This window comes from Pseudoalteromonas sp. M8, from assembly GCF_018141365.1.
Lineage (GTDB): Bacteria > Pseudomonadota > Gammaproteobacteria > Enterobacterales > Alteromonadaceae > Pseudoalteromonas.
The window spans coordinates 2,785,955-2,804,357 of record NZ_CP047240.1; the positions used below are offsets into that span (position 1 = coordinate 2,785,955).

The window sequence follows — 18,403 nt, forward strand, 5'->3', positions numbered from 1 at the left end:
ATGACCCAACAAACTGTTCTGCCGATACTAAATGAAGCCCGACTGGCGCAACTTGATTTTCCCTATAGTAAAGTCATTGAGGTGGTGGAAAATGCCTTTCGTTCACTGCACCACCCTGACTCTGCCAACCCACTCAAAGTGATTATGACGCCACAAGATGGTCGATCCATTGCCTATAGTATGGCTGGCCGAGATGCCGCAAGTAATACCGTAGGGTTTAAGGTCGTCTATGAATACGACCCAGACAGAAGTCGCAACCAATATCAATTCTATTCCTTTATTTTCCTTTGCGATGATGCCACAGGCCACCCTGTGGCCCTAATGGATGTAAAAGAACTAGGTCCTATGCGCACATCAGCCACCTCCGCCTTGTTCGCAAAATATGCCGTTCATTCAGATGCTAAAAATGCGTTGGTTGTAGGCACCGGTGTTCAAGGGCAAATCGCTTTACCAATGCTCGTCACGGCATTACCACAACTCACAAATCTAACCGTTCATGGCAGCTATCAAGCAGGTTTGGAAGTGGTTCAGCAAAAACTAAAGGAGCATCACCCACAGCGACAAGTTGCGGTATCACAAGATTTAGAAGCTTCAGTAAGACAAGCCGATGTGATCCTTGCCGTTACTGGGTTATCCGCCAAAGAGAACATAAAATATGAATGGTTAAAACCCGGCGCTGTGGTGATTTTAGTTGGCTATGGGATCGAAAAACCAGTGCTACACCGAGCTGATAGATTGCTCACAACGGATGCAGAACAAATGAAGGTCACCGGAGACGATTTATTAGACGAGAACGATAAGCTACCCGCCGTTGATGCGACATTGACGGAAATACTAAATGGTGAAAAGCGGGCACGAACCCACCCTGATGAAATTATCTTTGTCTATAACAGCGGCATGATCATTACTGACGTGGCACTCGGAAGAGCGGTTGCAGACTTTGCCATCACACAAGAAAACGTGGAGGAAGTAACGTTATGGTAGCTTCAGCGCGCGCCGATATTTTTAAAGTAAGTCAGCTCGCAGGGCCGCTTATTCTGACCAATCTGCTCTACGTGGCAATTGCAACGATAGATCTTATCATGCTCGGTATGTTGAGCCCGTTAGAACTGGCTGCTGGCGGCCTCGCCATTGGTATTTTTAATCAATTTAGAACCATGGGAACGGGCGTAGTCACGGCAACGGGTAATCTGGTATCTGATGCAATCGGCAAGGCTAAACTAGATCAGATCACTCCTCTTTTTAACGCCAGCATGCTTATCGGAACATTTTTGGGTCTGCTATTCGCCGCCGCGATGTTTGCCATAGAGCCATTTTTAAGGTTTATCGGTACATCCGAGGCAATTGCCAATTTGACGACCCAATATTTAACCGTTGTCGCTTTGGGCTTATTACCCTGTTTTTGGTTTCAAAGCGTGCGGCATTTTAGTGTTGGATTGAAAAGACCAGGGCCATTGATGTTAATAACGGGTGTATCTGTTGTACTCACTATCGTGCTCAATTACGGTCTAATTTTTGGTCAGTTTGGCCTACCACAACTCGGCTTTGTGGGGGTTGCAGCCGCCACGTGTATCGTGCTGTATTTATCGTTTTTACTGTTTGTACTATTTGCCAAGCGCGATGACGTACTCAGCCCCTACCTCACTATAAAGTTTTGGCAAACCGACCGTGAAGCACTTAGTAAAACATGGAAAATGGGCGTGCCAATTGGCGCAACTTACGGGCTTGAAGCTGGTTTTTTCACCGTGCTTGCGTTGTTTGTGGCAACACTCGGCGTAAATGCCTTAGCCGCCCACAACGTGGTAAGCCAAATGGTGTACATCGTATTTATGGTATCTGCTGGCATTTCATCTGCTTGTTCTATTTACATCAGCGAAGCCAATGCTGCGGGGGACTTTCATCATGCAAAACGCATCGGCAATTTGGGGATTATTTGCGGTGCCGTGGTCATGTCTGTTTTCGCCTTAATCTATTTATTCACACCCGAATTTGTACTGCGGCCATTTTTAAGTGCAGAAGAATTACAAAACTCCGATGTCGTTGTTATCGCTATAGAGCTACTCGTTATTGCCGCCTTTTTGCAGTTTTTTGACGCGTGGCAAAATATCGGGCTCGGTATCCTGCGTGGACTTGGCGATGTTAAAAGCACCCTAATGCTGTCTTTAATTGGTTATTGGTGCATTGGTCTTCCCGGTGCGTGGTTATTTCAAGAATTTTTCTCTTTGGGTATTTTGGGCGTTTGGTACGCCTTAATGTTAGGACTTGCGGTCACAGCGCTATCTGAGATTTGGCTTTTTAATCATAGGGCTAATCGTTTACTTGAGCCCACATCACTCAAGGAGCAAAACGCATGACAACGACAATGCCAAACCCAGCCCGCAAGGAAGTCATTGCACTACCGCCCTATGGTGCGGGACAAACCATTGAGCAAGCAGCAGCGCGTAATCTCCACCCCAATATGATAAACCTCTCGGTGAATGAAAACCCTTTAGGGCCAAGTCCTGCTGCGCTTAATGCTTTTAAAGCACAACTGCATACCGCTAGCTGCTATCCAGACAGCCAATGCACTGAGCTAAATGAGCAGCTGGCAACTAAACTTAACGTTGCCAGAGAACAAATTGTACTCGGCAATGGCTCTGAGGATGTACTCTCAATGCTGTGTAAAGCTTTCCTCAGTCAAGGCGATAAGGTGTTAGTGGCCAAGCCTACCTTTGCGCTTCATGGGATTTACGCCAATATGATGGGGGCAAAGGTCCTAGAAGTGCCGATGCAAAGCGATTTGTCCTATCGAATTGATGATTGGCTCGATGCTATCGCATGCCACCCAGATTTAAAAATGCTTATGCTTGCTAACCCATCCAACCCCATAGGTTGTACGTTTGATGCCAATAATTTGCAGCGCCTCATTGATGCCTGTCCGCTCAATACGGTTATCGTCATTGATGAAGCGTACTGCGAATATGCCCAAGGCCATAAACAGTTTGCCGATAGCTTAACACTACTTCAAACACAGCCTCGTCCCTACGCGGTATTACGGACTTTTTCCAAAGCCTATGGTCTTGCAGGGCTTAGAGTGGGCTACGGCGTAATGGCAAATGCACAATTGGCGGATTATCTGCACCGCGTACGTACACCTTACAATGTAAATCGACTAGCACAACTTGCAGCGATCGCGGTACTACAAGATCCCTCCTATTTGGCAGACACGGTCACGCAAACGAATCGCGAAAGGGAAAAACTCAGCGCCGCCCTCACCGAGCTGGGTTATTTTGTCGCGCCAAGTCTAGCCAACTTTTTATTTATTGATGTCAAGCAGCCGTCTGCGCATGTCGCATCTTTGCTGCTGCAACAAGGAATAATGACAAAACCATGGCTAGAATCAGGTTTTGATCATTTTGTAAGAGTAAGCATCGGACTGCCGGAGCAAAACCTTAGGGTGCTTGAAGCCTTTAAACAGTTGTAAGTATCGCCCTCTGTGAGGGCTTTTAAGCACAAGCTGCCTGCTGATTTAAATGGTAAAGTACTTGGCTGTCGGCCTTATGAGTAAATAAGGTCGACTTTTCTGGAAAGTACTTGCCTGCTTTGGCAGCAGCAAAGATGTCTTCAATTATGGGGGCGCGACAGATGGCGGTTACAATATGAGCGTCATCACTTAGCTCAACTTTATTTTTAGACCACAGCTCCTCAAACGCTGGCAGTGCCTGCAGTGCTCTACGCAACTGGGTCTGAATAAGATAAGAATCGCTTGTCGCGCGTTGGAGAGCAAAACATAAAGCAGCTTTCCCCAACCAAATAGTATAATCGCCCTCAGTCTCCGAGGATTCACAGATATCAAAATCGCTAAGGTGCTGTTTGAATTTAGTAACATCTACAGCTTGTGTGTAAGATGCCTGCACCGCGAAACTCGTTATCACCGCATCTTGCTGTGGAACTAACCATGCCATCATCCGAGATTGAGGCGCATGACGTTGGCTGGCAGCAAACATCCTGTGATGTCCATCAGCAATTAGCCATTGTTGGTGCATTGCGATCTGTTGTCTGAATTCTTGTAGCATGTGACGATTTTCAACAGCATAGAGGCGATGACTACACTCACCGCAATCACTGTGCCACTGCGCAGTTTCAACACATTCCGCTTGCCATCGCACCTTGTCCAAATTAAGTTTTCCGACCAAAAGACACGGGGGTAACAGCAACTTCTCGAGCTGAACACGCTTTTTCAGCGCCATAGCATGGGTAACCGAAACCGACTCGTGCGGCAGAATCGCTTGCTCAGGTAACACTGAAACGTCAAGCTCGGCCAAAATGCCTGTAACCAAAATACCACCTTGCTCCACTTGGTAAAGATGAAGTGGCCCATCCGTTATTGTGATCATAAAATAAACCTTGCACCATTTTAGATACAATATAACATACCAGGAATTTATTAACATCAAGTTTACATGACAATTTATACTGACTTGTTTAGTGTGGTTATTGCTTTGCCTCAATAATCAGAAAAAATTCAGTAAGTTTGCTTTAACTTACTGAGCTTTTTGTATTACAGATTTGGTGACAACGAGAGTTGATAATCATCAAAGTGTACTTCAGCCTGTTTTTGATGTTGAACCGTAACACTAGGGGAAGCGATAAGAACTTGACCCTCAGAAGATAAGCTGTAAATCTCGGTCACTATTTTCACTTGGTTTTCTTGTTCAATTTTTGAGGTGAGGCGAATTTTTAGCTTATCTGAAAATACAATCTCGCTGAATGCGCCTTCGTCATTCAAAACCTGAACATCAGCCAGCGTTTGTCCCTGAGAGGTTAGCATAAGGTCAACCATCACGGGCTTAGCTGACGCCGTTAAGGTAAAAACACTTGCAGCCATCACAGCAGTACCTGCAAAAAATGCCGCAGCTTTGCGTGTTAATTTGGCACCTTTTAGCTTAGGCTGATGTTGAATTTCTATCACCTTAACTTCATAAACCGCAGCAAGTGCTTTTATCGACTCGAGCGATGCCGTCCCTGACTTTTCGATACGTTGTATGGTTCGCAGGCTTAGCCCAGAAACCTGTGCCAATTCGGATTGACTCCACGCCCGCTCTACTCTTTTCGATTTTATAAGTTGTTTGTTAATTTGCATTTCCATGATTGGTCTCCTGTATTAGTTAGCTCAACTATACTCGGAGACCTTCCTACTGATTACGCCACTTAGGCGACATAGGTATGTCAACTCTATGACATTAAAGAATAAATTAAAACTCTTTCACTGTGTTCTGACACATAACGTTTAAGAGTTAAGCATTAATGATATTTTCACTTAATATTGGCAAATCAATTTACACAAATACTAAATGGACATTTCATCGAGTTGTTTCACCATCGACTTTAGCTCATTAACTGTGACTTTTTCTGCACTAAACTCTTTGCTAAGATTTTGCTGGGCTGCTGCGAAAAGCGGCTCAGCTGTTAGTGAGTTTCCAAGCTTTTCGTGCAATAATCCGATACGGATGTAAGTAAATGCTAAAATATTGGGCCCCAATTCAGCACGAACGCTTGAGGACTCCGCTTGATTCAAAAGCCTAGCCAACGATTCTAAAGCATAGATTCCACTTTCAATTGAGCCATCTTTATATTGCTGAAATGATATTTCAACCTCATTTTTAATAAAATCCATTTCCATATCTTCTGCATAAGCTGCTGTTGTATTGAGTGTAATTAAGCCGCATATGCCTATTAAACATCCTTTAATCATCGAATTCTCCTTAGCCCGTTGTAACATTTATTTTTAGAGTTCGTACCTTTTATAGCAAAAAAAGTTTACTGTGTACATTTTATCATCTTAAGGATGAGTTATTATTGAGCGGGTTTAATTACTGATACAAACGCCAGCTTCTCTATTCCATGTGTTGGCAACCAACGTTTAAACTCAATAAATCCATACTTTTGATAAAGCGCTATGGCGGGGATATTTGCGCTAGCTGTTTCAACTATTACCTTCTCCGCACCCAACTCAGCTAACGCAAAATGCAGTAATTTACCCGCAATCCCTTTGCGAAAATAACTGGGATCAACGGTCAGGCTATCTATTTCTAGCGTTTTCTCAACAATGACAATTTCAATGACAGCAGCAAGATTTTGATTTTCAAAATATCCATAAAAGTGACTCGTCGCGCTGCATATATCTTCTACCGTTCGAGATAAAGGCGGAAAATAACTCGCCCCAATTAACTCTGCTTCTACTTTGTATGAGCGTTGAAACACACTGAAAATCTCTATCGCCACCAACGCATCGCGATTGTCTAATTGTCGAATCACAGCAAATTTCTCACATTTTAACGTATTAGGTGCGCTTAAGTCGGTGTTTTCCAAATTCGAGCGCACCCAATCATATTTAAAGTTGGCTATCTCAACTGATTCATTGTTTTAAATTCCATTCCTATTTTTTTCGCATGAGCGAAGATTTTTAGCAATGTATTTGTCGGTGTTTGCCAGCGATCTGTGACTTCTCCCTCGACGATACAATGGCCAACCAACACTAGGTCTCTACCTGTCTTCATTGCTCTTTCCATCGCTCCAAACACTCTTTCTTGAGGTTCAAAATAAACGCTGTCAATACCCACACCATTATAGAAATAGCCATCACTTTGTGTCGCAAATCTCAAACTATCCGTTTTGGGACTTAAATATCCCCTAACGGAAGTGAACTCGCTTTTCAGAGCTTCACTTAGTTCTAAATTATATGAGCCGAACGGAAATGCAAAGGCAGTTACGTTAAGACCATCATTTCTCATGTTCGTAAGAGAATCCAACACTGCACCTTTGAGCCAAGACTCTACACCATGTTTTTCAACCCATTCCACTGCATTTGCGTGATAAGTAGTATGGTGGGCAATTTCAAAGCCTCTACTTTGCAAGTCGAGCAGATTTGCTGCCATATCACTATTATACTTACTCACGTATAAAGTCGCGGTGGCTCCGTGCTCTTCAAACAAGTGCGCATGCTCTACCCACGAGTCAACACAGTGGCCGTCATCAAATGTCAAAACAACGCTGCCCAGATTTTCACGACCAAGAACAACCTCTTTGATCACTTCGATTTCTTTAACTACTTCGATTTCTTTAACTACTTCGACTTCTTTAACTACTTCGACTTCTTTAACTACTTCGACTTCTTTAACTACTTCGACTTCTTTAACTACTTCGACTTCTTTAACTTTATCTGAAGAGCAACCTAACAAAGTGGTTAATACAATTGCAATCGGTAAATGCTTAACTGTTAACATAAACGTCCCTATAAACAACCCAAAAGGAAGCGATGCTAACATTGTTAAATTACCTAGAAAAGGGATTCTTGTAAAAAAAACCTCTATTAGATACAAAAAAAGTATTTATAAACAAACAATTAACAAAAATTGCATACTTCTAAAGTATGCGCCGAGCATTCCGTTCTTGATGAGAACGATTCATTCTAACTTTGCGAGATCAATGCAAGAAAAGATACAAATGCTGGTTTTTCATTTTAGCTTCATTAAACCAACTTTCGAGCTGCGCGATTTGGGTTTGATTAAGCTCACCATAGTCCGCTTCGTCTGTATTGATGCTCTCAGGTGCAATGCTGAAAATTGCAGGAAAGTCATCTGGGATTGGAAATTTATAAGGCATATCCATCATAGATGGTGAACGGGATATCATAAAGATTATCCATATCGCATGGGTACCACGCACTATTGTTTAAAAATTGTCCCTTTATCTCGCAAATGGCCTTGAATAAATAACCAAACGCAAAACCTAGTCCAGCTCGGTTCCCCTCACCAATCAGCAGTTCTTTGAGTAAATCTAACGCGAGAACGTGCTCGCTATGATCTTCTAGCATTGAATTGATCTCACGCAATTCTCTCGCACATTTTAAATTAACTTCTTCAAAAAGTACTCTTGCTGGTGTGTTTAACAGTGCTTGCGTATCTACTAGATACGCCATAGGACATATTATCTCATTAATTTAGTCCATTGTTTACCTAATTGCTTTGCCAGCACGATTGCTGATTGCAATAATAAGCCATGCTAAAAAGTCGGTCGTTATTGTCCGCCTCTCAAAGCACCATTAGCACAACGAAACTTAATATTGAAATCATCTGAATTATCAATTTTATGCTATTGAATGGCCACATAACTCGCCGATCCAGCCACAGAGTCAAGAGTTAGTGCTGATAGTACCAAAACCCACTGCTAAAACTGCAGTTAACGGCTAGAACTCAGGTAAACACTAAAATTTTAAACAAAACGATGGTATTTAGGGCGGATAGAGCCTGGTATTATTTCTAATGAATTTCAAGTTGTTGCGGTTATAGGGTATAAACAACGCACACTAAAAATAATTTACATAAGATCAAGGAAGCGTTTCATGTCGTTAGCTAAACACACACTCGATTTATCACTAACGGATAAAGTTTGGTTCAAATATGTGACTCTAAAAAACAAAAATGAATTGAACGATAACTCTCAAGTATCACTCAAATCTATCGCAGCGCTGGGCATGCTTTCCGGTGGCGCTGAGTTTTTATTTGCATTATTAGTCTTCGCCTTGGCTATCACAGCGTCGTTTATTGATGGCGAGTACCCACGCTACCTTGCCTTTCCTGCTTGTTTAATCGCATTTTTAATTATCTTTTTCACTAAAAGAGTCATGCTGTACAAAAAATTTGGCTTTGGCTCTCAATGGGTGATGGACGTGTCGAAAAACCAATTAACCATTTCGCCCAAAGCAATAAAAACAAAGGTAACTGGTACGCAAAAAATTGCTAGAGAAGATATTACTGAAATCACCTTTCATTACTTACTATTAAAAGACCGCAAAGGCGGAAGAATAAAAACAACGGCCAATTTATGCTTTGCCGAAATCTTATTAAAAGATGGTACAAAAGTAGAACTCAATGGCACTCGGATCGGTTTTTTGACTTACTCTACTTACTTATATTCTTTGATTATCCCTTAGTTTATCGAAATACGTCTGCAGGCGGCAGCTCTGATATTGCCATCATTTTACTCAGGTTACTCTCCCTTTCTGCCATTGCCGCCGGTCTTGCTAAGCTTGCGCTGAATTAAAAAAGTTCGCGCTTATTCTCGTTTAAATTGAGTAATAAGCGCTTCTCCTTTGTCGCCATTGATTTTCTCAATGGCCTCGAGCATTTCAATGATCCGTTGACGGTCAAACGGGTTAGTGATGGTATTGCGCACATCGTCGATGATGGCCTCTAGATAATTAAATAAACTTTCCGTCGCTTGTTGACCCGCACTTGAGCGAAACAGTATATTTTTAAACGCTTCCAACACATTAACCATGACATAGCCATCGGTCTTTGCATAGTTTCTTATCGGCGTAAAATTATCATGCAGTAATTCATCAAAAGACGCTTCGTGAATATATAAAAGCGGCTCATTTTTAGCGTGTTTAAAGGAGTAGTTCACATCGCAAATATCCAAACGCTGGATAAGTAAAATACTCAGCATATCAATCGCCTTTACCGCAGTACCGGGGTCATTAATCCCTGGGCTCATGGCCTTCACTGCAATCTCCGAGATTTGTGTTAAACCATAGCGATAATGGTCGCTGATGTACTCTTCAACATAAAAAATAAAACAGCCAAGTAACGCATCCTGTAGCGCCTCATTTTCACTAAGATCCTTATTACACTTAAGAAACGGATAGCCTTTAACGGTAAAAAACCCTTGTTTAACTGCAATATATATTTTTAAGTCATGTTGCTCGCACAACCCGCACAGTTTGTCACTGTGTACTCCCTTAAAATATCCCTCTTCTGTGCTGGGTAAATTATGCCAACTCGAAAAGTCAGGAAAGTTATCAAAAGGCTGTTCTTGCTGTTTGGTGATAATATTCTTCATCTCATTCTTGGTGTTGTTAAACAGGTCATTTAGCACATTATCGACCTGTATGGCGCGGGAGATTGAATGGATAAAAAATACAAAAAAGCCTAATGAGATCAGTCCAAACACCAGCGAAAGTAAAACCCCTAACGCCGGGATCCCAGTTTCACCATTGCCCACACCACGAATGTTTATCAGCATAATGATGGCATAAATGATACTGCCGAGATAAAACCCCAATACCAGCTGGTGCGACTTTCTGGTGATAAGGCCTGGCAGTACCCTAGGTGACAACCCAGCGCTGGCATTATTCAGCACAATCATCACCATTGAAAAACTAAATACCGTCAATGAGATGATACTACCCACGAGCGTGCTTAAAATGGTTCGTGCGTTTTCTTCACTGTCGACAAGTACAATCGCTATAAGCTCCTTAAAGTTGCTGATAGGAGCTGCATATTCAAGTGCAGTGGTTATAAGCGCGAAAATGAAAAATGCAACTGCAAGTAAAGAGGGGTAGAAACCGATACTACTTATCAGTTCGCGATAATTTTCGGCTAACTTGCGAGGTGTGAACATTGCTATCCTTACACTTTGAGAGTCTGGTTATATAGCCTAGCAAGACTTGAGCAATAGAGTAATGTATTTTAGAAAGTTAGCTTCGAAGGGTTAGCAAAACTAACCCTAAAACTTACTTGCGATTATGCAATGATCAAGAAGCCAACAAAGGCGATAGCAGCCGCAATCAACGCATAAGGTAGCTGAGTGATGGCGTGACTGACTAAGTTACAATCTGAGCCTTGAGCTGCCAATACTGTAGAATCCGAGTAGAAACACGCTTGACTTCCAAATGATGATGCCGACAACAACGCGCCTATTACCAAAGGAATATTAGCATCTACAGCAACGGCCAATGGCATCACGATAGGAATAGTCACAGCGAAGATCCCCCAACTAGAGCCTGTTGCAAAAGCCAAAATAGCCATAGATAAAAACACCATCGCAGGCAGTAAACCAGCAGTCATATAAGGACTCAGCGCATTTATCACATATTGTGGCAATAGCAGCTGATCGCACACATCCTTAAAGATAAATGCGGCGATAACCGTTCCTATCGCGGGTAGCATGCATTTAAAACCATTGATCATTTGCTCAAGCATGTCTGCAAGCGGCATCAACCTTTGCACCATATAAAATGGGATAGTCACAGCCAAAGTCGCTAACAAGCCTTTCCATACATCAATGTCAAAATACACTGTAAACGCCACCAACAAACCAATGGGCACTAAAAAGTTAACCAGTTTGCCTTGAGTGTCGGCTTGTTCAAATTCCTGCTCAATGGCTTTTGCAGCATAGTGATCCGGTGTATGCACTTCTTCCAAATCAACCTGCTCAAGCGCAGGCTGTCCTTGTTTAGCTGCAAGCTCTGCTTTTTTCATTGGGCCGAATAGTGGAACAACACCAAATATCACCAGTGGCACCATAATTACAGCCACCCAAGCATACAGCATGTAAGGAATGGCCTGAATATACGTGCTGATCCCCTGCCCTTCTCCGGCGACACCGTTATCAACCAGCAAACCACCAAAGAACACTGCCCAAGTCGAAAGTGGTACGAGAACACAGATAGGCGCAGCGGTTGAATCCACTACATAGGCAAGCATTTCCCTAGAAATCTTAAACTTATCGGTAACGCGGCGCATCGTCTCACCAACCGTCAGCGCATTGAGATAATCATCAATAAAAATGATCACACCCAAAAAATAAGTCATAAGCAAAGACGACTTTGGCCCTTTTGCCATTTTCAGTGCATTGCGACCAAATGCTAAGGCACCACCCGTGTGCACCAACAATGCTATCAAAGCACCAAACGTACCACATACCAGAATAAGCCAGCCGATGGTTTCATCGCCCATCACTTTTAGCGAAGCATCAGCAAAATTTGCCAATACGGTGGCAGGGTCTAACAATGCGAGTCCTACAAGTGCCCCTAAGACAAGGGACAAGATAGGACGACGTAAGATAATTGCAAGCGTCAATACGACGACTGGGGGAATGATGCTAATTGCACTTGGCTCAGCCATGCGAATTTCCCAAATCAAAGGAATTTGAGCAGCGGAAAAAAGGGACGCAACATCGGCTATAAACAGCGGCTGATGCAGTCTTATCCGTTTCCCAAATTCAGAACAAAAGGTTAAAATCACAGGCACTTAATGCGTGTGAGGATCTGCCTAATATTGGGTTGACGAGTTGACTGTATGGCCCTCATTGAAACATCGCGGAGAAAATATACAGAATTTGACTTTGCGTCAATTTATTTTTTGTCTAATGCTAGTTTTGCCATGTGCTTATTTACTTGCTCTATCTCTTCAGCGGTCAATTCGGCGTAACGTCTAGGATAAGACCACCCGTACCCCCAACGAAATGGCGTAGGTAAATAAGGAAGCCCACCAAGTCGTACACCCGCTAACATCAAGGTTGCCACTTCTTCTTGACCTACCGCAGCAACACATTTTTGCAAGGCAATGTCGGCATTTTCGCGCTCTATAGCGGTACCACCTTTCCAGTAGGCAAGGTCATGTGCCGTGCAACAGCTCAACCACAGTTCATTTTGCGCCAAAGTACCATCAGGAAATGCACTACAGCCATCGCTTGTGAATGGCTTTAATTCATCGGCACTGCCGTGACTAGATGCAAACAGCAGCGAGAATATAATTACTATTTTTTTTATCATCGTAAATTACCGTATGGCTACTTTCATAACTTCCAAGCTTAGCTGGCGCACCTTACACTTTCATTTCCATCAGCAGCGCATCTTCACCATAACTTTTGCATACCTTAATTGGCTTTGGAACAAAGCCTAGGTTCAACCAAAACCCTACGCTATTTTGTACAGCCACGAGCCGAATGCGACAGTACCCCATTTGGGTCGCCAACTCAACTAAGCGTTTAATCATCAAGGCACCTATTCCCTGCCCAGATACGGCTTGTGAAACAACTAGGTCATGTAGAAACAACGACGAACTAGGCGGCTGTTCAGGAAGTAATGTAAACAGACTCGGCGGCTTTTCATCGTACCAAGGGTGCGCCAGTAAATAGGCATCCACGGCTCGATGTTGTTTAAAAACAAAACAACTCTTTAGCGAGCGCATCCATATACTTTTTAGGATATCCACAGTTTCCGGCGCAACATCATGATACGCCTGATTTTGTAGCGTTAGGATCTCAGGCCACGACGCATCTTCGATAACGTAATAAGTCATAATTTACTCACATACAGCACAGAGACTAATTGCATCCTATACACCACCATTTTGGCCTTCTTGAAATATAAGAATGGGATTTGGGTTCTAGGGTTTTACGACTATTGGCATCAAAAACGCCGAGCACTAATGCAATGATAGGCGCGTCATCTATTGCACCTAATGTGCTACCACACTCAGGGCAAAAAGCGCGCGATGAATAATCCGATGAACGCCACGCCTTAGGCGCACCGCCAGGCCCATCCCAGCTTACCTCTTCACTTGCGAACTCTACCCATGTAACGGTTAGGGCACCGCTATGTCTTTGGCACATTTTACATGAGCAGGTATGAGGGTTACGAGGGACGCCAATCGCGGTAAAACGGATCTGCCCACATAAACATCCTCCAACAAAATTGACAGCCATCCTTGTGTTTCCTTAGTATTTCGCCATTATCCTAAACCAAGTACGATAGTAAATTACCGTGCCTATTAAAGTTCCAAGTGAAACACAAAACTGAACACTAAGCCACTGAATTTGAGAAGAGTTAGGTAATTTTCCTTAGCTATGCACTTTTACCATCGAAGCTATCGTGGGGCTCGCCGGTAAGTTCATACTTCAATACGCCAAGCTCCTGATAATAATGCAAGATATCGATAAAAGATTCGTATTCTCTTTGCGGTGAAACCGTCAAGGCAAAGCACCCATCATCCAATTGCTCGCTCTCCACGCCAGATAGAGTAAGCTCTTGAAGTAGCTCTATATTTTTGGCATTTTCTAACTCGTTTGTAAAGCGGATCCGCAAAGAGTGATACTCACTTCGAGCCACAATCTCGATGACGTCTAAAGAACCTTCGCTATCTGGTGCAACCAAAACGTGGTCGTCGTAGTTAACACCAAAAGCAAAAAGCGGAGCGCCTTTTATTTGATAAATATTATCGCTCACTGCCGTCGCAACAATAAATTCTTCAGCACATCCTTGGGGATGGTTTTTAAAAGTAAACCGTACTTTGTCAGTAACTACATCATTCATATGGATACAAACCGCCTTTACATGGACTGATCTCGTTTTATTTAACCGACCGTAAGTCCAACAAATAAAAGTCACCCACAATTACAATGTGTTACTTGTATATGGGCTTAGATTGCCAACATGATGCAGTAGCGAAACTGAAGAGAAAATTAAGCAATGATCTTAAAGAAGAGTGATGGCTGTTCAAGTTTAGAGCGAAGCGAGAGCAATAACCCCCTAGCGTTTGCCCCAAAGCACATCAATTTCTTTACCGTCTTTAACAAACTCTAGCTTCACCGTCACTTTGGTACCATTTTGTGCCTGAGGAAAAGTGCGCGTACATTGCAATACATAATGGGCGAAAAAGCGGTTATAAAATCCATGTTCGCCCATGTCATCAAAAAGATTAAATGCTTTTTCAAGCACAGAATAATCCCCTTCTTGGTGATAAGCGAGGTTAAGTTGTGCAAAACCATCGCATAGGTTTTTAATGTCGTGCAAAATCCGCGGATGCAACTCGACTATTCCTGCAAGGGTTTGGAATTTACTCGCACCTAGCCTGCGCCAATCCCGCTCTTTGCGTGCAAGTTTTCGACATCCCTTTGCTTTGAGATATTGATATGTCGCCAGAGCCACTTCGTTATGAGAGTTAAGTTGCGAATTTAACAATGCCTCAAAAATCGCATCATATAATTTCACCCGATTTTCTATAGTCGCCCGCTCAGGAAGTATTTTGTGATTGATAGGTAATGCAGCGGCAAGCGAGATGGCCAGTCTTCTACTATCAAACTGACCTAATAAAGCTAGTAGCTGAACAAACGCGTCATGGTCAAGGTGTAAGGACTTAACGATCCGCACATTATCGGCATCTTTGAGTATCTCGCTCAATCGGTGTTTTGTATCCTCAGAGTCAAACTCTGGGATCATACCCCATACCGATAAATCATCGACCAAGTGGTCCAGCTCGTTACTGGTCACACTCGCCTCTTGCTGTTTATGTAAGAGCGTCAGACCCAATGTAAACTCGTTTAGCTTGGGCGGCGTTGATGTTGAAAAGGCCACCATCTGAGCATCAAAGCTGAGATAGTAATGACGTTTATCGCCATTAATATCATCTTGATAACCACGCATTCCAAGCGTAGCAAGTTGCACTCTATTTAGCTTGTCTCTCGTTTCAATGGTTTTAAATGAATAGCTGTTACGGCTCATGGCCGACCAAGCACCAAAGCCTAAATTGAACCCATAGGCTTGCTTGATTTCAGTACTGGTTTGAAAGAAGAAGCGCTCTATCTCGATTTCATCTTGGTAACTAGGCTGAGTGATAGTACCAACCCGCCCAAATAGCGCATCAAGATGCACCTGCTCTAGGCCTTTGGTAGTTAATTTAGCTTCAAGCAGCGATTGATGACTGGATAAACGCGTATATTCAAACTTAGCACTTAACTCGGCTTTCAGCTTTGCAGCCGTTTCAATATTTGCTAACACCGTTTTTTTAATGGTCAGCAGCTCGCTTTGGAGTCGTTCTAAACTGTCCATTAGTGGATCAAGCTGTAAGCGATCTTTTAATCTTAAGATCAGGTCGTTTTGCGCTTCATCGGGAGAGTCTGTTGCGACGAGTGAAAGGACTTCTTCAACCTTATCCAGAGGTGCATTGAATATCCCTGTCAAAATACTCGAATAAGCTTGCTTAAATCCGGCTTGGTCGGCAAATTTGGCGTTCACTCCCCCAGTGATTGTTAAAGCAGTATTCGACAATGTTGATTTTTTAATTGCGAGGAAAGTATGGTGTGGTTTATCCAAGCGTTTAGAAAAGACAACACGAAAGCCACCACGGATCTCGATATTAAGGTCCGCATTTAAAGCCGAATCAAGGTTAATATCAAGTAATTCTCCTTGATCCAACCAACGACTAAACATATCGAGATTTTGCGCGATTATATCTGACCACCTAAAATTGGCGCTCACCGTTAACGCCCCTGCCGTTTCCATCATTAATGCATTATTAGGTGCAAGTGACTTAATATCCTCAACATCGAAAATAACCGGCATAGTTGCAAGGTCGCGGCCTAAGGCAAAACCCACAGCTTCATGTGGTTGATGGCAAAGGTAGGCTGCTAGTTTACATTGTGCCTGCCCATCTGTATTAATACCAAGCAGTTCCGCTTTGGAGGCACCGGTGAGATCAAAGTCAATGTGTGTGCTGTATTTTATCCAGCACACCTCATCACTATAGGTAAGTGTTGTGGTAGGTTCGAGATTTGCATTAACCTCCTTTTGCTCACCAATAATACCGTCTTCATCGATGACTGTGCTCGCGTTGATAAGCTCTATCTTACTTTCACCAGTAACACTTGTGGTTATATCTTCCAATGCGAAGCTATGGCTTTCTACCATTTCCCCGCGCCAAGGTAACAAATCACCATGATAGTCTTTAAGTGGTGTGAGGGTAGTCTCGACAAGCGTTTGTAAGCCCGTCATATTCAGTTCAATCGTCATCGAATTTCCTTTTCATCTGAAGTGGAATTATCTAACCTAAGCTCCGATTAACTATAGCTGTAATTTAACCCTGAGAGGATAATTTTAGACCAATAATCCCAATCACTATCAGCAGTAAACTGAGTAGCTTAAGTGATGACAACGGCTCTTTAAAATAGACAAAGCCAACAATAATCGACCCTAGCATACCAATGCCAACCCAGACAGAATAAGCAACGCTAAGCGGTAAAGTTCGTAGTGCAACACTGAGAAAGTAGAAACTTGCGGCCATCGCCACTAAAGTAATAATTGAGGGAACAGGCTTCGTAAAACCGTTGGTAAATTTCAAACCAATAGCCCAAACGACTTCCAATAAACCTGCAAAAACAAGTAGCAACCAGCTCATGACAACTCCAAAATGGGGTCGTCCCCGCCAGTAAAAGAAAGCTCTGGAGGTCGTCCACCAGAGCGAGAGAAAATTAGCACGCCCGTGAAGCTAATTCAAGCTTCACGGCAAACAAATTAAGACTCAATTAAAATTGTAAAAGAGCGAGGGCCTGTTGACCTTTGCTGTTTGATTTTTGTTCTTCTGAGTGTGTTTTGGTCGCGACGCTCGACTTGTCGCCTAGTAATCTAGGCAAAAGTTGAGCAACAATGAACAAAGCGCACTCAGGTGAACCCAAAGGGCAGCGCTTGATTGGCATTTCTTCTGTGTTGCCCCACAAGGATGTGGGGTAAGGTGACTTTGCAGGAGCACAAAGTCTTTATCACCAGACTTACATAGAATGACTATGCTACGCTGGCTCTGCCTTGTATAAATACCAATCAAACTGCTGCAAAAACAAACTTGAAAGATCAACAGGCCCTAATATCCTAAAAAATCGCAGTTAGCCGTGACAGACAACACCTTCCAACCACCTTGCTCTATCTGTTCAATCTGTTGGTTGAGTAACTCAACGTCTGGTTGTCGCGAAAAAATGCTTTTTCTTATTAAATATTACAACTCTTCTCATGCACCTCTCCATGCGCAACTATCAAACCGGCTAAGTATAAAGAACAACAAAAAAGTACAAAGGCAAATAGCAAATAGCAAATAGCAAATAGCAAATAGCAAATAATAGTTGCGATTAGATGATTTATCACCGTTTTAGTGTGGGTAAGACCGCTACCAGTTTATTATTCATCATTTACAGCGCAAAAGACGTAACACCAAAGGCTGTAAATCAAATCAATACATTACTCACGTTTACCCTTTGATGATATTACTTCGCATGTTGGCGTACAAAGCTATCAAGCGCCGCAACCGACTTAATCACATAGAGTGTTTTGGTTTGCGCACTTTCCTCTAACTGCGATAAGAATTTTTCATTCCAAAATTGCGGGCAGCGCCTTAACGTTTTAATACTGGCAATCGTCCCTTTAAACACTGAGCTACCATCTGGCCAGCCTTCAGGCTTATTGAGCATGCTTTTTAAAAGACGTTTTATCACAAACCAATAACTCACTCGATATGGTAAGTCGATGTAGACTAAGGTATCTGCTGCATCTAAGCGCTGTTTAAACGCATCTAACGGACCAAAGCCGTCAATGATCCACGCATCAGTATTCAATATGTTTTGATGTGCTTTATCAAAAGCGGCTCTGTCAACAAACTCGCCATTTGCTTGGTAGAGCATCGAGTCTAATTGATATAACGGGATGTGTATTGCCGCGGCCAGTCCTTTACTCACCGTAGACTTGCCGCTTCCCGGTTTACCAAAAACTGCTATTTTCTTCATGTAACCTCCTTGCTGTGGCCCCACAAGGCAG

General features: G+C 42.9%; 20 protein-coding genes. 4 read left to right on the forward strand and 16 right to left on the reverse strand.

Annotated elements, in window-relative coordinates; all coding sequences use genetic code 11:
• Genes GSF13_RS17250 through hisC form a run of 3 tightly spaced genes read left to right on the forward strand, consistent with a single transcriptional unit; the run spans position 1 to position 3,463 of the window.
• Positions 1-984, forward strand: a complete 984-nt coding sequence (locus tag GSF13_RS17250; RefSeq protein WP_174170073.1) for an ornithine cyclodeaminase — start codon at positions 1-3, stop codon at positions 982-984.
• Positions 978-2,354 carry an MATE family efflux transporter gene (locus GSF13_RS17255; RefSeq protein ID WP_174170072.1) on the forward strand — a complete coding sequence of 459 codons (1,377 nt, stop codon included), beginning with the start codon at positions 978-980 and terminating at the stop codon, positions 2,352-2,354. Before GSF13_RS17250 ends, GSF13_RS17255 begins: the two co-directional genes overlap by 7 nt.
• The gene (gene hisC / locus GSF13_RS17260; protein ID WP_211866501.1) at positions 2,351-3,463 is read left to right on the forward strand and encodes a histidinol-phosphate transaminase; all 1,113 of its coding nucleotides are present in this window, start codon (positions 2,351-2,353) and stop codon (positions 3,461-3,463) included. Before GSF13_RS17255 ends, hisC begins: the two co-directional genes overlap by 4 nt.
• Before the next feature lie 22 nt (positions 3,464-3,485).
• Here hisC and GSF13_RS17265 read toward each other — a convergent pair whose 3' ends face one another.
• The 7 genes from GSF13_RS17265 to GSF13_RS17295 all read right to left on the reverse strand — a co-directional run bounded on the left by GSF13_RS17265 (position 3,486) and on the right by GSF13_RS17295 (position 7,960).
• Entirely contained in the window at positions 3,486-4,376 is an 891-nt protein-coding gene (locus GSF13_RS17265; protein ID WP_211866503.1) for a DUF1015 family protein, read from the reverse strand.
• Between the two features lie 164 nt (positions 4,377-4,540).
• Positions 4,541-5,128 (reverse strand): helix-turn-helix transcriptional regulator, encoded by a 588-nt coding sequence (locus tag GSF13_RS17270; protein WP_102057064.1) that lies wholly within the window; start codon positions 5,126-5,128, stop codon positions 4,541-4,543.
• Positions 5,129-5,329: 201 nt separating this feature from the next.
• Positions 5,330-5,734: a hypothetical protein gene (locus GSF13_RS17275; protein ID WP_174170069.1), complete on the reverse strand. Its 405-nt coding sequence runs from the start codon at positions 5,732-5,734 to the stop codon at positions 5,330-5,332.
• 101 nt (positions 5,735-5,835) lie between these two features.
• Complete coding sequence (locus tag GSF13_RS17280; RefSeq protein WP_211866505.1) at positions 5,836-6,297, reverse strand: GNAT family N-acetyltransferase; 462 nt, start codon at positions 6,295-6,297, stop codon at positions 5,836-5,838.
• A gap of 86 nt (positions 6,298-6,383) precedes the next feature.
• Positions 6,384-7,265, reverse strand: coding sequence for a polysaccharide deacetylase family protein (locus GSF13_RS17285; RefSeq protein WP_211866507.1), 882 nt, complete (start codon positions 7,263-7,265; stop codon positions 6,384-6,386).
• A 199-nt stretch (positions 7,266-7,464) separates the two neighbouring features.
• A complete protein-coding gene (locus GSF13_RS17290) occupies positions 7,465-7,644 on the reverse strand; it encodes a hypothetical protein (protein WP_211866508.1) in 180 nt (59 codons plus the stop codon).
• Positions 7,634-7,960 carry a hypothetical protein gene (locus GSF13_RS17295; RefSeq protein ID WP_211866512.1) on the reverse strand — a complete coding sequence of 109 codons (327 nt, stop codon included), beginning with the start codon at positions 7,958-7,960 and terminating at the stop codon, positions 7,634-7,636. Before GSF13_RS17295 ends, GSF13_RS17290 begins: the two co-directional genes overlap by 11 nt.
• Positions 7,961-8,383: 423 nt before the next feature.
• On the opposite strand from GSF13_RS17295, the gene GSF13_RS17300 reads away from it, so the two are divergent.
• Positions 8,384-8,974: a hypothetical protein gene (locus tag GSF13_RS17300; protein ID WP_249122693.1), complete on the forward strand. Its 591-nt coding sequence runs from the start codon at positions 8,384-8,386 to the stop codon at positions 8,972-8,974.
• A 122-nt stretch (positions 8,975-9,096) separates the two neighbouring features.
• On the opposite strand, the gene GSF13_RS17305 is transcribed toward GSF13_RS17300, so the two are convergent.
• The 9 genes from GSF13_RS17305 to GSF13_RS17345 form a co-directional block, all read right to left on the reverse strand.
• A complete protein-coding gene (locus GSF13_RS17305; protein WP_211866513.1) occupies positions 9,097-10,443 on the reverse strand; it encodes a DUF2254 domain-containing protein in 1,347 nt (448 codons plus the stop codon).
• Positions 10,444-10,565: 122 nt separating this feature from the next.
• The gene (locus tag GSF13_RS17310; RefSeq protein WP_039497221.1) at positions 10,566-11,948 is read right to left on the reverse strand and encodes a Na+/H+ antiporter NhaC family protein; all 1,383 of its coding nucleotides are present in this window, start codon (positions 11,946-11,948) and stop codon (positions 10,566-10,568) included.
• A 230-nt stretch (positions 11,949-12,178) separates the two neighbouring features.
• Positions 12,179-12,598: a hypothetical protein gene (locus GSF13_RS17315; protein ID WP_010605173.1), complete on the reverse strand. Its 420-nt coding sequence runs from the start codon at positions 12,596-12,598 to the stop codon at positions 12,179-12,181.
• A gap of 52 nt (positions 12,599-12,650) precedes the next feature.
• Positions 12,651-13,127, reverse strand: coding sequence for a GNAT family N-acetyltransferase (locus GSF13_RS17320; protein ID WP_211866514.1), 477 nt, complete (start codon positions 13,125-13,127; stop codon positions 12,651-12,653).
• Between the two features lie 25 nt (positions 13,128-13,152).
• Entirely contained in the window at positions 13,153-13,533 is a 381-nt protein-coding gene (locus tag GSF13_RS17325) for a GFA family protein (protein ID WP_211866515.1), read from the reverse strand.
• 139 nt (positions 13,534-13,672) lie between these two features.
• Positions 13,673-14,140 (reverse strand): DUF4265 domain-containing protein, encoded by a 468-nt coding sequence (locus GSF13_RS17330; protein WP_174170065.1) that lies wholly within the window; start codon positions 14,138-14,140, stop codon positions 13,673-13,675.
• A gap of 216 nt (positions 14,141-14,356) precedes the next feature.
• Positions 14,357-16,615 (reverse strand): hypothetical protein, encoded by a 2,259-nt coding sequence (locus tag GSF13_RS17335; RefSeq protein ID WP_211866516.1) that lies wholly within the window; start codon positions 16,613-16,615, stop codon positions 14,357-14,359.
• 64 nt (positions 16,616-16,679) lie between these two features.
• Positions 16,680-17,000: a multidrug efflux SMR transporter gene (locus tag GSF13_RS17340; RefSeq protein ID WP_017216036.1), complete on the reverse strand. Its 321-nt coding sequence runs from the start codon at positions 16,998-17,000 to the stop codon at positions 16,680-16,682.
• A gap of 856 nt (positions 17,001-17,856) precedes the next feature.
• Positions 17,857-18,372, reverse strand: coding sequence for an adenylate kinase (locus tag GSF13_RS17345; RefSeq protein ID WP_211866517.1), 516 nt, complete (start codon positions 18,370-18,372; stop codon positions 17,857-17,859).
• Positions 18,373-18,403: the final 31 nt, after the last annotated feature.